The organism is Nocardioides sp. NPDC057772 (assembly GCF_042798075.1).
Taxonomy (GTDB): domain Bacteria; phylum Actinomycetota; class Actinomycetes; order Propionibacteriales; family Nocardioidaceae; genus Nocardioides.
Genome location: NZ_JBHVKN010000024.1, coordinates 1 through 13,292, shown reverse-complemented (window position 1 = coordinate 13,292; position 13,292 = coordinate 1). Strand labels below are relative to the sequence as shown.

General features: G+C 69.3%; 9 protein-coding genes and 1 pseudogene. 3 read left to right on the top strand and 7 right to left on the bottom strand.

The annotated features are described in order from the left end of the window. Positions 1-113: 113 nt before the first annotated feature. The gene (locus ACFVJS_RS06880) at positions 114-1,415 is read right to left on the bottom strand and encodes an MFS transporter (protein ID WP_378878183.1); all 1,302 of its coding nucleotides are present in this window, start codon (positions 1,413-1,415) and stop codon (positions 114-116) included. Between the two features lie 246 nt (positions 1,416-1,661). Here ACFVJS_RS06880 and ACFVJS_RS06875 point away from each other — a divergent pair, with 246 nt between their 5' ends. The 3 genes from ACFVJS_RS06875 to ACFVJS_RS06865 are packed head-to-tail and all read left to right on the top strand — an operon-like array spanning position 1,662 to position 8,004. Then, the gene (locus ACFVJS_RS06875; RefSeq protein WP_378878182.1) at positions 1,662-3,938 is read left to right on the top strand and encodes an immunoglobulin-like domain-containing protein; all 2,277 of its coding nucleotides are present in this window, start codon (positions 1,662-1,664) and stop codon (positions 3,936-3,938) included. A gap of 10 nt (positions 3,939-3,948) precedes the next feature. Beyond that, positions 3,949-6,504, top strand: a complete 2,556-nt coding sequence (locus tag ACFVJS_RS06870) for an alpha-L-arabinofuranosidase C-terminal domain-containing protein (protein WP_378878181.1) — start codon at positions 3,949-3,951, stop codon at positions 6,502-6,504. A 9-nt stretch (positions 6,505-6,513) separates the two neighbouring features. Beyond that, on the top strand, positions 6,514-8,004 hold the full coding sequence (locus ACFVJS_RS06865) for a family 43 glycosylhydrolase (RefSeq protein ID WP_378878180.1): 1,491 nt from the start codon (positions 6,514-6,516) through the stop codon (positions 8,002-8,004). A 14-nt stretch (positions 8,005-8,018) separates the two neighbouring features. Here the strand turns inward: ACFVJS_RS06865 and ACFVJS_RS06860 are convergent, their stop codons facing one another. The 6 genes and pseudogenes from ACFVJS_RS06860 to ACFVJS_RS06835 form a co-directional block, all read right to left on the bottom strand. Then, complete coding sequence (locus tag ACFVJS_RS06860) at positions 8,019-8,876, bottom strand: alpha/beta hydrolase (RefSeq protein ID WP_378878179.1); 858 nt, start codon at positions 8,874-8,876, stop codon at positions 8,019-8,021. Positions 8,877-9,000: 124 nt separating this feature from the next. Further along, positions 9,001-10,593, bottom strand: a complete 1,593-nt coding sequence (locus tag ACFVJS_RS06855; protein ID WP_378878178.1) for an MDR family MFS transporter — start codon at positions 10,591-10,593, stop codon at positions 9,001-9,003. An 89-nt stretch (positions 10,594-10,682) separates the two neighbouring features. Then, complete coding sequence (locus ACFVJS_RS06850; RefSeq protein ID WP_378878177.1) at positions 10,683-11,288, bottom strand: TetR/AcrR family transcriptional regulator; 606 nt, start codon at positions 11,286-11,288, stop codon at positions 10,683-10,685. Positions 11,289-11,360: 72 nt separating this feature from the next. Continuing rightward, positions 11,361-11,849 (bottom strand): nucleoside deaminase, encoded by a 489-nt coding sequence (locus tag ACFVJS_RS06845; protein WP_378878176.1) that lies wholly within the window; start codon positions 11,847-11,849, stop codon positions 11,361-11,363. Positions 11,850-11,899: 50 nt separating this feature from the next. Further along, positions 11,900-12,487 carry a superoxide dismutase family protein gene (locus tag ACFVJS_RS06840; RefSeq protein WP_378878175.1) on the bottom strand — a complete coding sequence of 196 codons (588 nt, stop codon included), beginning with the start codon at positions 12,485-12,487 and terminating at the stop codon, positions 11,900-11,902. A 72-nt stretch (positions 12,488-12,559) separates the two neighbouring features. Beyond that, positions 12,560-13,292, bottom strand: a pseudogene (locus tag ACFVJS_RS06835) (hypothetical protein); the annotation flags it as partial.

Genomic DNA, 13,292 nt, shown 5'->3' with positions numbered 1-13,292 from the left:
TGCGTGCTATCACTTCCGTGTGCGGTCCGGGCGCCCACGTTGCTGGAGTACCCCCCACTCGGTCGCGAGGGCGTCCAGGACCGCACACCAGGTCCCTCCCGGCCGTTCACAGATCACGCGTGATCTGCGGGCACGGCCTCGACCGACGGCTCGGCGTGCGGCCCGACCCACCACACGACGGTGGTGATCACGCCGATCACCAGCAGCGCGCTGGTCAGCCAGAACGGATAGGTGCGGTCGATCCCGGAGAGCCAGCCGGAGATCCAGCCGAACGGTGCGGCGGCGAGCATGACCACGGTGCGCTGCAGCGCCATCACCCGCGACCGCTCACTCTTGTCGACATGGAAGGCGACGAGCGACTCCGAGAGCATGAAGAGCATCCCGGCACCGAACCCGTCGAGGAGCAGGCACACCCCGAGAAGCGCGTACGTCACGAGGTCGGCGTCGCCGTCGGTGGCCGGGATCGCGACGAGCACGACCTGGCCCGCCAGATAGATGCCGAAACCCCACAGGCTCGCCAGCTTGAGGTCGTGCCCTGACGTCAGTCGGCGGATCAGGGTGAAGAGGAAGAGCACCGACAGCAGGGACCGCACCATCGGGAAGAACGGGAGCACCGCGTCGGGTACGTGCAGGTGCTGGTTGACGAGGATCTGCCAGAACGTCCCGTTGACGAGGGTGACCGCCGCGACCAGGGCGGCGATGGCCAGCGCCAGGAGCGAGCCGTGCGAGCGGCCCAGCAGCTTCGCGGCCTCGCGGTAGCCGACGAAGAGCCGCCAGAGACTCTCGTGGCGGGTCTCCTCCATCCGGATCAGCCCTCGGCGGGTCTCGGTGGACGCGGCGTACAGCAGGATGATCTTGGCCAGCATCACCACCGCGGCGTTGATGAAGAGCACCCGCACCGCCGGCTCGAGGCCGAACTGGGCGACCATGAAGGCGGCGATCGGTGCGAAGAGCGCCGAGCAGTCGGCCGCGACCCGGACGAGGGAGTAGATGCCGGTGATCTGGTCGCGCTCGGCGTCTTCGACCATCAGGCAGTCCCAGGCGTTCGCGGTGACCTGCAGTGCGCCGTTGAGCAGCGAGGCGGCCAGGAAGGCCCAGAAGTTCTGCGCGACTGCCCAGATCAGGCAGGGGATCACGAAGGCGATCAGGTCGAAGACCGCGTTGGTCAGCCGGCGCCCCATCCGGTCGGTGATGATGCCGCCCGCGAGCCCGAAGACCACCTGGGAGATCATCCCGGCGGTCGCCAGCAGGCCGATCTGCGCGTCGTGCAGGCCGAGGGCGAGCATGAAGACGGAGAGGTACGGCAGCACCAGCGCCATCGACAGGCCCCACATCGGCTCGGTCCACACGCAGGCGCGTGGGTTGCCGCGGAGATGGATCAGGGTGTGCCAGAGGGAGCCGGGGGAGGATGCCACCGGGTCAGTGAAGCAGGTGTGATGTCGATGCTGAAAACGATTTCGCGATAGGCGATCCGGCGACGTCCGATTACCGCCGGATATGCAGGTCGGAGCCCCGTTGGGCGGGTGCCCGAGGCGGGCCGGTGTCGTCCGGTTCTCTTGACGATCGCGGCGCCTTCCTGCTTATGTTAGCGCTCACATTAGATGTGACTGCAGTCACATCGAATGGTGCCTCGGCCCAACGTCGACCCCTGGAGCGCGCAGATGGACCAGTCGAATCCGACCGCATACGACCGGCGCCGGAGGCATCTTGCGCGCACCGTCACGGCGCTTGCGTCGTTGACCCTGATCCTGGCCGGCCTGGTGGCCACAGCCCCGGCGCAGGGCGCGAGCCAAGCAGGGCTCGTCGTCCATTACCCGCTCGACCAGACCAGCGGCACCACGGTCGTCGACGCGTCGGGGGCCGGCCGCAACGGCACGGTCGCCGGCGGCACGACCTGGCTCGGCGGTGAGGGGCTCGCCCTCGGCGGCGCCGACGGGCACGTCAGGCTCCCGAACGACGTGATGGCCGGGCTGACATCGATCACCGTCTCGGTGGAGGTGAAGATCGCAGCGGACCAGGCCACCCCCTACTTCATCTGGGGTCTCGGCAACACCGGCTCCAACGGCTCGGGCAACGGCTACCTGTTCACGACCGGCAACGCCTACCGGACGTCCATCGCCACCGGCAACTGGAGCACCGAGCAGACCGTCACGGCCGGCCGAGACCTCGCGCGGGACACCTGGAAGACCATCAGCTACACGCTCGCCGACGGCACCGCGGTGCTCTACGAGGACGGTGTCGAGGTGGCCCGTCGCACGGGCGTGACCATCACGCCCGGCCAGATCGGCAACGGGGTCACCACGGCGAACTACCTGGGCCGATCCGTCTACAGCGCTGACCGCCACCTGAAGGGTCAGGTGCGCGACTTCAGGATCTACGACCGTGCGCTGACGGCGGCCGAGGTCCACGACCTGGGCCACGTCACCGACGAGCGGCGGGTCACCCGCGACCTGGCCTGGCTCGACCTGGGTGACACCTCGCGCGTCGTCAGTGACCTCTCGCTCCCGAGCAACGGCCCGAACGGCTCCACCTTCTCGTGGGCCTCCTCCGACCCTGCTGTCGTCTCCGCGACCGGTGAGGTCACCCGCCCGCCCTACGGCAGCCCCGACGCCACCGTGACGCTCACCGCCACCGCCACCCACGGCTCTGTCAGCCGGTCCGAGGAGTTCACGGTCGACGTGCCGGCCGACATCAGCGATGCCGAGAAGGTCACTCGCGCCACGGCCGCGCTCCGCGTCTGGGACGCCGACGAGATCCGCGGCAACATCACCCTGCCGACCCAGGGCTTGCACGGTACGACCGTCAGCTGGACCTCCAGCGAGCCCAAGGTGGTGACTCCCACCGGCGAGGTCCGCCGCCCGGCGTACGGGGAGAAGGCCGTCCGCGTGGCGCTCAACGCCACCGTCAGCCTCGGCAAGGTGAAGGAGAAGCGGCAGTTCCGGCTCACCGTGCTGCCGCTGCCGAAGACGGAGCCGCTGGAGGGCTACACCTTCGCCTACTTCACGGGTGAGGGAACGGCCGACGGTGAGCAGGTCTATCTCGCGGCAAGCAAGGGCAACGACCCGCTGCACTGGGACGAGCTCAACGGCGGCCAGCCGGTGCTGCGGTCGCAATACGGCGACAAGGGTGTACGTGACCCCTTCATCATCCGCTCCCCGGAGGGCGACAAGTTCTACCTGATCGCCACCGACCTCAAGATCTACGGCAACGGCGACTGGGACGCCGCCCAGCGTCGCGGGAGCCGCTACATCGAGATCTGGGAGTCAACGGACCTGGTGAACTGGTCCGAGCAGCGACACGTCCGCGTCTCCTCGCCCCAGGCCGGCAACACCTGGGCGCCCGAGGCCTACTACGACGAGGGGATCGGCGCGTACGTGGTCTTCTGGGCCTCGAAGCTCTACGCCGAGTCCGACCCCGAGCATGCCGGCAACACCCACAACCGGATGGTCTACGTCACCACCAGGGACTTCCGGACCTTCAGTGAGCCCGAGGTGTGGATCGACCCGGGCTACTCGGTGATCGACTCCACCGTCGTCGAGCACCAGGGCACCTACTACCGGTTCACCAAGGACGAGCGGAACAACACCTCGACGACGCCCTGCAGCAAGTTCATCGTCGAGGAGAAGGCCACCTCGCTGCTCGACCTGGACTGGAGCTTCGTCGCGGAGTGCATCGGCAAGGCCACCGCCGACAACCCGGGCATCGACCGCGGCGAGGGACCGACGATCTTCAAGTCCAACACCGAGGACAAGTGGTACCTGTTCATCGACGAGTTCGGCGGCCGCGGATACGTGCCGTTCGAGACGACCGACCTGGACTCGGGCAACTTCTCGATCTCCAGCGACTACCAGCTTCCCAGCCGCCCCCGCCACGGGACCGTCCTACCGGTGACGAAGGCCGAGCTGGACCGTATCCGCACCGTCTACCGCGTGTCCTGAGGAGACCATCGTGCATCGCATCCGTCTACTGACCGTCCTGTCCACCGCCGCCGTCCTCGCACTGCCTCTGGCCTACGCCGCGCCCAGCCTCGGCGCGGACCGACGAGCCGCCGCGCCCGAACCCGACTACACGATCACGGCCCACGCTGGTGCGTCCGGGCCGGAGATCAGCGACACGATGTACGGCGTCTTCTTCGAGGACATCAACTACGCGGCCGACGGTGGTCTCTACGCCGAGCTCGTGCGGAACCGGTCGTTCGAGTTCCTCCCGGTCGACAACCGCTCCTACACCGGCCTGACCGCATGGACCCCGCGAGCCGTCGGCGGCGGCGCCGGGACCGCCACCCCCGTCAACGACGGATCCCGGCTCAACGAGCGCAACCGCACCTACCTCCAGCTCTCGCTGGCCAACGCCGGCGGTGGGACGTACGGGGTCTCCAACAGCGGCTGGAACAACGGTGTCGCGCTCGAGGCCGGGAAGCGCTACGACTTCTCGGTCTGGGCACGCTCGGACGCCGTCGGCGGTACGCCGCTGACCGTGTCGCTGCGCGACGAGTCCGGCGCCAGGGCGTACGCCGATCCGGTCCGGCTCCAGGTGAACGGCGACACCTGGAAGAAGTACGCCGGCACCTTCACCGCGAGCGCCACGACCGATTCCGCTCGGCTGTGGCTCCAGGGCGAGGGTGTCGGCACGCTGCGCCTCGACATGGTCTCGCTGATGCCCGAGGACACCTTCATGGGCCGCGAGAACGGGCTGCGCAAGGACCTCGCCGAGAAGATCGCGGCGCTGAAGCCGGAGTTCGTCCGCTTCCCGGGTGGCTGCCTCGTCAACACCGGCAGCATGTCCGGTTACGACGCCGCCTCCGGATGGCAGCGAGCCCGGTCCTATCAGTGGAAGGACACCGTCGGCCCGGTCGAGGAGCGCGCGACGAACGCCAACTTCTGGGGCTACAACCAGTCCTACGGACTGGGCTACTTCGAGTACTTCCAGTTCGCCGAGGACATCGGGGCGATGCCGCTGCCGGTCGTGCCGGCGCTGGTCACCGGCTGCGGCCAGAACCGCGCCACCGACGACGAGGCGCTGCTGCAGCGCCACATCCAGGACACCCTCGACCTCATCGAGTTCGCCAACGGCCCGGTCGACTCCGAGTGGGGCGCCCTGCGTGCGCAGATGGGACACCCGGCGCCGTTCGGGCTCACTCATCTCGGCGTCGGCAACGAGGAGAACCTCCCGACCGAGTTCTTCGAGCGGTTCGAGAAGTTCCGTGCGGCCATCGAGGCCCGCCACCCGGAGATCACGATCATCAGCAACTCCGGCCCCGACGACGAGGGCGCGCTCTTCGACCAGCACTGGGCGCAGAACAAGGCCGCCGGTGTCGACATGGTCGACGAGCACTACTACAACTCCCCGACCTGGTTCCTGCAGAACAACGACCGCTACGACAGCTACGACCGCAACGGGCCGAAGGTCTTCCTCGGGGAGTACGCCTCCCAGGACAACAAGCTGTTCAACGCGCTGTCCGAGGCGGCGTACATGACGGGTCTCGAGCGCAACGCCGACGTCGTCCGGCTGGCCTCCTACGCCCCGCTGCTCGCCAACGTGGACCAGGTGCAGTGGCGCCCGGACATGATCTGGTTCGACAACGACCAGTCCTGGGGCTCGGCGAGCTACCAAGTCCAGAAGCTGTTCATGAACAACGTCGGCGACCGGGTCGTGCCCAGCGAAGCGAGCGGCAAGGTGATCGAGCCGCGGCCCATCACCGGCGGCATCGGCCTCTCCACGTGGGCCACCTCGGCGGCGTACGACGATGTGTCGGTCACCGCGCCCGACGGGACCGCGCTGTTCGCCGACGACTTCGCGGACGGTGACGCCGAGGGCTGGAGCTCGCTGGCCAACCGTGGGAGCTGGTCGGTCGTCGACGGCGCCTACACCCAGACGGACGCGACTGCCCAGGACACCCTGGTCAAGGCCGCGGACATCACCGCGAGCGACTACGACCTCGAGCTCAAGGCCAAGAAGCTGTCCGGCTCGGAGGGCTTCCTGATCGCGTTCGGGGTGAAGGACTCCGGCAACTTCTACTGGTGGAACATCGGTGGCTGGAACAACACCCGCACGGTCGTCGAGAAGGCCATCAACGGTGGCAAGCAGACCCTGGTCGCCCGGGAGGGCCATTCGGTCGAGACCGGACGCACCTACGACGTTCGCATCGAGGTCCGCGGCACTCGTGTCCGGCTCTTCCTCGACGGCCAGCTCTTCCAGGAGTTCGACGACGACCAGGTCACCGAGCCGTTCGCGCAGGTGGTCACCCGTGACGAGGCGACCGGCGACCTGATCGTCAAGGTCGTCAACGCCCAGGCCGAGCCTGCGGTGACTCGTCTCGACCTCGGCGTGAAGGTCGCCTCCAGGGCGGAGATGACCGTCATCAGCGGCGACCCGGAGGAGCAGAACACGCGTACGGCGCAGCCCATCAAGCCGGTGACGAGCACGATCCGCGGCGTGGACAGCACCTTCACGCGCACGTTCGCGCCGTACTCCGTGACCTTCATCCGCATCCCGACCCGGTAGAGGAGCACCATGTCCGACCACCTGAATCACCTCGTCCTCCGAGCCGGCCTCAGCAGGCGTCACCTCCTGCAGGCCGGGGTCGGCCTCGGGGCAGCGGCTGCGCTCGCCGGGTACGCCACGCCTTCGGCCGCAGCCCCGGCGGGATCCATGCCCGGCGACGCCGAGATCTGGGGCGTGCCGACCCTCAACCCCCTGGTCGAGCGCCGGGCCGACCCGTTCGTCACCCCGCCCGTCGACGGGATGTACTACCTGACCGGCTCCGTGCCGGAGTACGACCGTCTGGTGATCCGTGGGTCGGCCTCGCTGGCCGGGCTCGCCACCGCGGCGGAGTCGGTCATCTGGCGCCGCCCGTCCAGCGGGAAGATGGGCGGCCACATCTGGGCGCCGGAGCTGCACCGCATCGACGGCCGCTGGTACGTCTACTTCGCGGCCGGGGACTCCGACGATGTCTTCCGGATCCGGATGTACGTCATGGAGTCGGCGCTCGCCGACCCGCGCGACCCGGCGGGCTGGGGTGCGCCGCAGCAGATCATCACGCCCTGGATGAGCTTCGCGCTCGACGCCACCACGTTCGAGCACGCGGGCCGCCGCTACCTGGTCTGGGCGCAGAGCGAGCCCGAGATCGCGGTCAACACCAGCCTCTACATCGCCGAGATGAGCTCCCCGTTCGCGATCAGCACCTTCCCGGCGCGGATCGCGACCCCGACCCGCAGCTGGGAGGTGCAGGGCTACAAGGTGAACGAGGGCCCTGCCGTGCTGGTCCGCAACGGCCGGGTCTTCATGACGTTCTCGGCCAGCGCCACCGATGCGCGCTACTGCATGGGCCTGCTCACCGCCCCGGCGGACGCCGACCTTCTCGACCCGGCATCGTGGACCAAGAGCCCCGAACCGGTGTTCACGACCAACGAGCAGACCGGGCAGTACGGCCCGGGCCACAACTCGTTCACGGTCGCCGAGGACGGCGTGACCGACGTTCTCGTCTACCACGCCCGGGACTACCGCGACATCACCGGCGACCCGCTCTACGACCCGAACCGGCACGCTCGCGTGCAGAAGGTGGTCTGGCACGAGGACGGCACGCCCATGTTCGGGGTCCCGGTCGGGAAGGGCGGGCCGATCGTGCGGCTCACCCCGCTGGATGCGCCGGGCTCGTTCGTACGCCACTACGAGTACGCCGTGCGGGTTGACCATGCCCCCAGGGAGCTCGCCGATAGCCAGTTCCGCTTCGTCCCCGGCCTGGCGGGCGACGGGTCGGAGTCGTTGCAGTCGGTCAACTTCCCCGACCGGTACGTCCGGGTCACCGCCGGCACGGTCCGGATCGAGCAGGTCCAGCCGGGTCCGGCGTACGCCGCCGAGGCCAGCTTCCGCAGGGTGCCCGTCAAGGGCGGGATCTCGCTGCAGGTGGCCACGGACCGCGGCGACTACCTCCGGCACGACCGCGGTGCGCTCACCGTCGGTTCCACCCCGGGACGCCGCTCCAGCACCTTCGCCCTGACCTGAGGCCCCAGTTCCCGTCAGCCGGCCGCGATCTCCGCGAGGAGGTCGGCGGCCGGTGCGGGGTGGACGAGCCAGCGGAGGTGGCTGGAGGCGAGGGTGTGGACGGCGTACGGGTTGTCCGGAGTGAGGGCGTCGCCCTCGCGGATCAGCCGGTCCTGCATCGCGGGCGGCATGCTGACGTCCTCGCTGAGCCGGATGAACGCCCGCGGCACCGTGCCCCAGGTCGACGCCTGGGCACGGTCGTCGGGCCCGCCGGCGTCGAGGTTCTCGTCGGGCTGGAAGGTGTTGAGGAACGTACGGAACTCGTCGTCGGTGCCGTCGGCCATGAAGGCGTGCTTGAGGCCGGCGAGCACCTCGGGAGAGGCGGTGCGGAAGTTGCAGCGCAGCAGACCGAGGTCGGCCGGGTTCGCGGCGGCCGCGCCGATCAGCACCGAGGCGTCGAAGGAGGCCATCTCCGGCTCCGAGTTGTACGCGACGGCATCAAGGGTCACCGGTGCCCAGGCCGACACGTAGACCATCTTGTCGATCAGATCCGGGCGGGCGTTGGCGGTCGCGGTCAGGGTGATCCCGCCCCGGCTGTGGGCGACGACGACCACCGGGCCATGCGCCTTCGCTCGCTCGAGCACGGAGACCAGATGGGCGACGTTGTCGGCGAGCGTGACGCCCTTGATCACGCCCGGCGCGGACGCGAGCTCACCGAGGTCCTGGGGTGCCTGGTAGGCCACCGGGAAGGTCGCTTTGAAGCCGTGGCCGGGGAGGTCGACCGCCAGCGAGCGGAACCCGCGCAGCGCGAGCTCGGCCTGCAGCGGCGCGAACGAGAACGAGTTGGCGAAGGCGCCGTGGACCAGGACGAAGGTCGTGTCGGGGGAGGGCATGGCGAGACACTAGCGCCGACTCGAGGGGCGAGCCACGCGGTTTTCGACGGCCACCTGGGGACGTACGAGAAAGAGCCCCGGCCAGCAGCAACCTGCTGGCCAGAGCCCTTCGACGTCGGCGCGGTCAGGCGGCGACCGCCTCCCCGCGAGCGACCATGCCGGCCTCGTTGGAGAGCTTGACCTCCTTGAGGAACAGCGCGAGCGCGAGGCCGAGGAGGACCAGCGGCACGAGGTACCAGAACGCCGGAGCGAGCGCCTCGGTGAAGGCGTCGACGACCCAGCTGTGGATCGGCTCCGGCAGCTGGTCGACGGCGGCCGGGGTGAGGCTCTCGCCGGAGAACCCGGCGCCGTCGGCGGGCATCAGGCCCGAGGAGGCCATCTTCGCGGCCAGACCCTCGAAGTTGTCGGTCAGTCGCGTGGTGAACACGGTCGTGAACAGCGCGGTGCCGACGGTTGCGCCGATCTCTCGGAAGAAGTTGTTCGCCGAGGTCGCGGTGCCGAGCTCGTGCGGGTCGACGGCGTTCTGCACGGCGAGCACGATGGTCTGCATGACCAGGCCCATCCCGGCGCCGAGCACGAAGATCATCAGCCCGAAGACCACCATCGACATGTCGCCGGTGATCGTGGTCATCCAGGCGATCCCGGCCGCGGTGACGACCAACCCGACGATGGGGAAGATCTTGTAGCGACCCGTCTTCGAGATCGCGATACCCGAGCCGATCGCGGTCAGCATCATGCCGGCCATCATCGGCAGCATCAGCAGCCCGGAGCCGGTGATCGAGGCCCCCGTCGACATCTGCAGGAACGTCGGCAGCATCGCCATCGCCGAGAACATGCCCATGCCGAGCACCAGGCCGATCAGCGTGGTCACGGTGAAGGTCGGGTTCTTGAAGAGGCGCAGCGGGATCAGCGGCTCGGGCGCGAGGGTCTCGGTGACGATGAACGCGGCCACCGAGGCCAGGGTGCCGACGAGCAGGCCGAGCAGCTGCGGCGAGGACCAGTCGTAGCCGTCGTGGCCCAGCGACTCCCACGAGGTCAGCAGCACGATGCCGCTGGTGGAGAGCACCATGAACATGATCCCCAGCCAGTCGACCGGTCGCCCGGAGCGGTGCGAGGGCAGCCTCAGGGCGTACCAGGCAACGACGAGCGCGATGATGCCGACCGGTACGTTGATCCAGAAGGTCCAGCGCCAGCCCGGGCCGTCGGTGAGCCAGCCACCGAGCAGCGGGCCGATGACCGCGGAGATACCGAAGAGGGCGCCCATCGGTCCCATGTACTTGCCGCGCTCGGAGGCCGGCACGATGTCGGCGATGATCGCCTGCGAGAGGATCATCAGCCCACCACCGCCGAGTCCCTGGAGACCGCGGGCGGCGACCAGCTCGGGGAACGTCTGCGCCATCCCGCCGAAGAGGGAGCCGAGCGTGAACAGCGCGACGGCGACCAGGAACGGCCAGCGGCGACCCCAGAGGTCACCGAACTTCCCGTACAGCGGCATCACGATCGCGATCGCCATGATGTAGGAGGTGATCACCCACCCCTGGTGCTCGACGCCGTCGAGCTCACCGACGATCGTCGGCATCGCCGTGCTCACGATCGTCTGGTCGAGGGAGGACAGGAACATCGAGGCCATCAGGGCCCCGAAGATCAGCCAGATCGTACGCGGCGTCAGCACGACCAGCGGCTTGTCGGGCGCGTCGGGCGCGACCGTGTGGCTCATGGGTTGGACCTTCCAGGCAGGTGGTGAAGAGGTGAGGACACACGGGTGCCGTGTGACGTGAGAGTCCCGAGAGGTTGCGGCTGGTCGTTCTAGTCGTCGAGGAGCAGGCGGAGCTGGGCGACTGCCTCGGGCAGATGCGCCGCGGCATCGCCCTCGTAGCCCGACCGCGCCCACGCGAGCGCGCTCGACCGCATCAGCAGCCCGGCGACCATCCCGATGGTGTCGTCGTCGACCGGGGAGGGCCGCGCGTTGCGGCGCTCGGAGAGCAGCGCCTCGAGCTCGCCGACGACGCGCTGGTGCCAGGCGATGTGCCGTTGGACGAGGCGGGGTTCGGACATCATCAGCCGCATCGCCCGCTCGCCCTGCTCGATGTTGGGGGCGGCATTCCTGAGGAAGCCCGCCACCAGTGCCTCCAGGTCGGTCATCAGCCGTCCCGAGGGCCCGCCGGAGACGAACTGTGCGCGAACCTCGGCGTCCAGGTCGATCTCCTGGATGCCGAGAACCGCGTCGTCCTTGGAGTCGAAGTAGTTGAAGAACGTACGCGTCGACAACCCCGCCGCCGAGCTGATCTCCTCGACGGTGACGTCGTCGAGCCCACGCTCGCCGACCAGTCGCTGAGCGGCCTCGATCAGCGCCAGCCGACGCTCCCGCTTCTGACGCTCGCGAGCGTTCGGAGGCGGGGTGGAGGTGGGCACGCCACTATTCTTGCATTGAGTGCAAGTTGCAGTCAATGCAAGAATAGTGTGTTGGGTGTTACACGGGCTCGCTCAGGCTCCGGCGGCCGCCTGGTGGAGCGCGCGGATCTCCTCGACGAGTTCGGGGACCGGGCCGACGACCTCGACGGCCGGGGCGACCTCCTGGATCGGCAGCGCTCGCACCGGCGACTCGCCCGCACCCCAGCCGGCCCGCCACGTGGTCAGCTGCTCGGAGGAGGCGATGTAGACGACCCGGCCGACGCCAGACCAACCCTGCGCCGCCGAGCACATCGGGCAGTGCTCGCCCGAGGTGTAGAGAGTCGCCCCGGCCCGCGTCGCCGGGTCGAGCTGGATCGCCGCCCAGCGGGCGAGCTCGATCTCGGGATGCGCCGTCGGGTCGCCGGTCGAGTGCTCGCGGTTACGTCCCTCCTGGAGCGCGTTGCCGGCGCTGTCGGCCAGGACGGACCCGAACGGCCCGTCGCCGTCCGCCAGCGCCTCCGCCGCCAGCTCCAGGCAGCGTCGCAGGTGGGTCATGTCGTTCGGGGTGAGATCGGTGGTCACCGCACCAGTCTGCTGCCGTGCGCCGCAGACGTCGCCTCATTTCGTGCCGGTCAGCCGGCCTCGATCACGGCGCAGGCGATCCGGTCGCCGGCGTCGCCGGTCTTGGTGGTGTCCTCGTCCGGGCCCTCGGGGGCGTAGCGCTCCGGGATGTTGGCGTAGTTGTCCGGGCCGGCGTGGATCATGACCGCGCTACCGTCGGTGTCCCGCAGGTCGTCGAGGGTGAAGGGGCCGGTGAACTCCAGGCTGGCGGTGCCGTCCTCGTTCACGAGGAGCGCCGGCAGATCGCCGAGGTGCTCGCCGTGGGCGCTGTCGTCGGGATTGAGGTGTCCGCCCGCGGAGAGGAAGTCTCCGGTCTTCGAGGGGTCGTCCGGCGCCGCGCTGTCGGCCTCGCACTTGCCGGTCGTGTGCACGTGGAAGCCGTGGTAGCCGGCCGGCAGGCCGCTGACCCGGACGCTGACCTGGGTGGCGCCGTCGTCCTCCTCGATCTCGACGGTCCCGACCCGCTTCCCGTCGGGATCGGCGAGCTTCGCGCTCACCTCGTTGCGGTCATCCGGGTCGGGGTCTGCTGCCTCTCCGCACGCGGCGAGCGTCAGCAGGCCGCACGCGGCGAGCGCGGCGGCGGTGGCACGACGGGACATGGGATACCTCCACGAGAACGGGATCCGGTCACCCCCACCGTACGCCGCGAGGAGGTGAGCGTCGCCCGACACTCAGCAGCCGTCGCGGAGCAGACCGGGCTGGTGCCCGACGGAGACCTCGATGAACTCGACCTTCGCGTCGCGGGAGTCGCCGGAGAGCAGGAAGCCGATCCAGCGGTTGCCGTCCTGGACGACCCAGGTCGTCTGGCCGTAGTCGTTGGTGTTCTGGGTGCCCCTCGCGTAGGCGTCCTGGAGAGCCATGAAGGAGTCGCCGACGGTGATGCCCTGGGCGGTCTCGAGGACGGGCTTGCTCATCCCGAAGGAGCCGATGTTGCCCTGCTGGTCATGGATGACGTCGATGCCGTCGCCGAGCTGCTCAACCCACCTCCAGTGCTTCCCCTCGCAGATGTCCTCGCGCTTGCTGTCGCGGGTCATCCACCCCTGGTCGACCAGGGTGCGTACGTTGCCCTCCGCCTTGATCTTCCCGAAAGCTCCGGGAGCCAGCGGGCCGCCCCAGTCCAGCTTCGGCGTCGGCTCGGCCGACGCAGTGGTGGAGACCGGAACCTCCGACGGAGCCGGGGTGGGAGTCGCGGGCGGCTCGGACGACGGAGCCGAGGACGGCACGGGCGAGGGCGATCCGGCAGTCGGGGCGGGGTCGCTCCCGCACCCGGCCAGGCCGAGTAGCCCGACCACGGCGGTCGCCGCGAGCGCGGCACGGAGGTGGAGGCGGGATGTGGTCATGGGTGACTCCTCGTCGGTCGTACGCCCCGAGCGGGCGTTCTGCCGATCCAGACGGTTCACGGCC

What these genes read in the sequence shown, in the direction of transcription:
- ACFVJS_RS06865 (WP_378878180.1), top strand. Translation starts at nt 6,514, where the DNA reads ATGTCCGACCACCTGAATCACCTCGTCCTCCGAGCCGGCCTCAGCAGG.
- ACFVJS_RS06855 (WP_378878178.1), bottom strand. Translation starts at nt 10,593, where the DNA reads ATGAGCCACACGGTCGCGCCCGACGCGCCCGACAAGCCGCTGGTCGTG.
- ACFVJS_RS06840 (WP_378878175.1), bottom strand. Translation starts at nt 12,487, where the DNA reads ATGTCCCGTCGTGCCACCGCCGCCGCGCTCGCCGCGTGCGGCCTGCTG.
- ACFVJS_RS06875 (WP_378878182.1), top strand. Translation starts at nt 1,662, where the DNA reads ATGGACCAGTCGAATCCGACCGCATACGACCGGCGCCGGAGGCATCTT.
- ACFVJS_RS06860 (WP_378878179.1), bottom strand. Translation starts at nt 8,876, where the DNA reads ATGCCCTCCCCCGACACGACCTTCGTCCTGGTCCACGGCGCCTTCGCC.